The organism is Psychrobacter sp., assembly GCF_049295055.1.
In the GTDB taxonomy this organism is placed as follows: Bacteria; Pseudomonadota; Gammaproteobacteria; order Pseudomonadales; family Moraxellaceae; genus Psychrobacter.
Genome location: NZ_JBAQQF010000066.1, coordinates 1 through 3,551, shown reverse-complemented (window position 1 = coordinate 3,551; position 3,551 = coordinate 1). Strand labels below are relative to the sequence as shown.

Below are 3,551 nucleotides of genomic sequence, written 5' to 3'. Positions count from 1 at the left end.
CAAACAAGAATTCAAAAGGGCTTGGGCTATAAAACGCCAAGGCAGGTGTGGTTTGACTTCTATCGTCAGGCTGCGTAACTAAACTCTCCCAAGTTTAACTGTACGGATTTGACGGCAGGGGTCAGTTCACTAATAACAGTGTTGACCAGATTATGCTAGGGGGTTATCCAAATGCTGCCGAGGATGCTATGTTTGACGCTAAGGGTACGTTTGAAGATATGACGATGCACTTATTGTCTAACCCCAAGCAGTTTAAGACGTTTATTCGGTTGATGCTTGATACGAAGTTGAGTGCTTAGAGGTTTGTTCTATCAAAGTGTTTGCAGTAGAGCCAGTCTAGTCTTTAATTTAGGAGATAATTTTAATAAGACTTAATATCCTACTGACATAACTGACGAAACCCTATTCTGGACATAAAAAAAGACGCTATTTTTCAATAACGTCGCATAATAGTAGTAACAAAAATAGATAGCAAATATTAGCCGTTATAACTAAGTAAGACTTCTTCAGCAAACTTCTTTAATAAATAGCTATTTTTTATGCACCAATTATTAATCTCATTCCAGTCACTTTGCTTTTCGTAATGTAATCCTTGATTACTAATTCTGACAACTTTACGGTCATTACCAGATTTGTTTTCCCAAACTATCTTATCAGTGATTTTTTCTTGTATTTCATGCGAATTTTTTTCTAAGTAATTAATGATTTTAATATTTTCTTCTTCATCTCTACCTTTTTCATAAACAACCAGAGTAACATCGACACTACTTTTATTCAAATTTATGTGTATAGTAAATTCAGGATTTATTCCCTGAGAGTTGATTTTCCTTTCTATACTAGGCTTAACAGGAAGGTTTTTCCCCTTATAAATATTTTCATAGCCCTCTATTCGTTTTGAGATAAATTGAGTCCAAAATTTCTTTACTAATTCTTTGTTTATATCAGTCATGAACACCTCTTATTTATAGTTACTTTTTATCATATCAGCATTATATGAGCAGGACGTTATTTATTAATAACGCCCATAACTTTACTGACATAACTGACAAAACCTATATAAGCTCGCTCAATCTTGAATTGATAGAATAACGCTCAGTAGGTCTACCTCCTTGTCCTGTACTTGGTATTTCCTGCCAGCTTAACCAGTCATGTTCGACTAATATTTCAAGCGCGTTCAATACATCATCAGCATCATTTAGACCTTTCCATCCTTTACGGACTAGTTGCCTAGCCGTAAAGCCATGACTTATCCAGTCGGTTGTGTCAGTTTTGTCAGCTCCCTTTTTGACCATTTTAATAATTTTATCGGCTAAATAAGACGCTTTGATATTCGCGCTGTCAGTAACGGTGCTATATATCCTCATCATATGACTTTCTAATACGTCACACCATGCAAGTGCTGCCTTGAGTGCGTTCATATTGACTGCACCTAATGAAGTACCATGCTCGATACAATCGACTAAATGAAACACTAGCGCTAATGACGGCACTGTTTTAGCATACTTAATGAGATGCTCAGCTATGATGCTATGCTCAGCATCATTAGCCCTTATTTTGAGCGCATCATACCAATTCATAAATACTTGAAAGGCATCATTAGTAAAGCGGTAATAGGGGCGCTTGTGGTAGTCATCAATCGGGTTTGCACCGTATCGCATGAAGTCACCTAGCTGCATACTCTCAATGGTTTCAAACAAATTATAGATAGCATCACGACTTTGTTTGTCAGGTGGTAAATCGCGCTCTTTACTGTTTGGCAGTGGATCAGGGTAGACCATTAATTGAAAGCGTTGAATAAGTCCGTCATTGCCTAACCCTTTCATCGTCTTAGATAAGTAATATTCAAGCTTGTCAGGCTGTATGCCACCAATGACCGATAGACAATGTGTGTCGATAAACACTGAGCCTCTGCCTATCCTATCGACTTGAAAGCTACCTAAGCCGTTAAAGCCCTCAAGATAGAATGAACGTGCTTGTTGATTGCTCTCACTCTCTAATGAGGCAAGCCAACCTGTCAGCTCATCACGCTTAACCAGCATACCGTTTTTGTGTTTGCTCTCAAGCTCTCCGATACTCTCAATCGTACCATCATCAGTAACGTAGCGTTTAATCTCAGGTATTAGCTCATCACTTTGTTTTGCCTCTGCCAACTCTTGCGCTTTGGCTTTGAGATCATCTTGAGTGACTTCAGCATCATCATCAGTTTGGATTGCCATTTTTTTAGCAAGGTCACTGAGCTGCTTCTCAGCTGCCTTTGTCATATGCTTATTTAGCTCTTTTTGAGTATCATGCTCGAGCTTGTCCTCATTGTACTTATCTTTAGCGAGTGCCACTAGATGTGATAGTGGCTTTAATCCCTCAGATAATGACGGTGATTTCTTGCTCGACGGGTTACCAATGATCGCGCCATAAAAATTAGGTACAACTTCCCAGTTATCATACATCTTCGGGTAGATGCTCAGCTTCGAACCTATCAAGCTACCTAAAGATACCATTAATGGCATTAGCACATACTCAATAGGTACGCTCAAGCGCTCAGCACTGTTTGAAGCATAACCCCATAGTAGTTTTGGCATCATAGCCCTTGTCAGCGTCTTAACTGGTGGCAGTGTTTGGCTAATCGGTTTGGGTTTAGGTTTGCCTAGTGCTTGCAAGTTTATGATCTCAGCATCAGCCATTAAGTCATCATAATCAGCGTCAAACTCAAGCGCGTCATAAATAAGTGTATGTTCACAAACGATAGCTTCAACATTCACGCCTTTAAGTGGTGTGATCACCTTGGCTCTATTTTGTGAGGTGGTCATGATGGTCACTTGCTGCACCTCTGCAAAGTGTTTTACCGTCCGATTAAATAAGCTAGGTACAAGGCAAGTGAGTACGGTCACATCAATGCCTTGCTTGCGATAAGCGTTATAACATCGTACGGCTTTAGCTAAGTCAGCGATCACTATCCATTTGCTATCACGACTCATTGAGCCAATGACAAAGGCGCTCGGTATATCAGTATCAGCTATAAAAATGCATCTGTTGTCATCAAGCGGTATGCTGGCAAGTGTGACAATCTCAGCTTGGTTATTAACTTTTAGTAGTCCTATAGTGCCTTTGGTATCGAGTTGTTTTTCACCTGCTAGTGCGCCTGTAAATATGGTAATATCTCTATCTAGATAGATGACTGAGTTTAATTCTTCATTGCTTAGTAAACCTTCTAATGTGTTATGACCGACTACATCTGTCAATGTAGCGAGTCTAAAATCTGCGATATATTGTGATAAGCCTACGCTAGAAGCGTGGGCTTTGTCGCTTCTATTGTTTGGTGTTTTAGATATTTGCTGAACAATATCTTTATTGGTTCGACTATCGTTGCAGGCTGCTTCATAACAGTCGAATTGTTGCTTACCTATAAATTTATTACTATTCATTCTCTATGAACCGCCCCGACTATATCGGAGAGTGTTTTACTTGAGTCAGGCAGCAATGCCTGACAGGGTTAAATTATCATAATACCGCTTTTCAAATTCAAAAGGTGACACATATCCAATCGTGCTATGCAG

The 3,551-nt window shown here is 39.3% G+C and carries 2 protein-coding genes; both read right to left on the bottom strand.

Translation table 11 applies throughout. From position 1 onward, the window contains the following. Positions 1-478: 478 nt before the first annotated feature. Complete coding sequence (locus WAZ74_RS09655; protein WP_422308089.1) at positions 479-949, bottom strand: DUF4268 domain-containing protein; 471 nt, start codon at positions 947-949, stop codon at positions 479-481. A gap of 103 nt (positions 950-1,052) precedes the next feature. Next, entirely contained in the window at positions 1,053-3,419 is a 2,367-nt protein-coding gene (locus WAZ74_RS09650; protein WP_422308088.1) for a YfjI family protein, read from the bottom strand. Between the last annotated feature and the right edge of the window lie 132 nt (positions 3,420-3,551).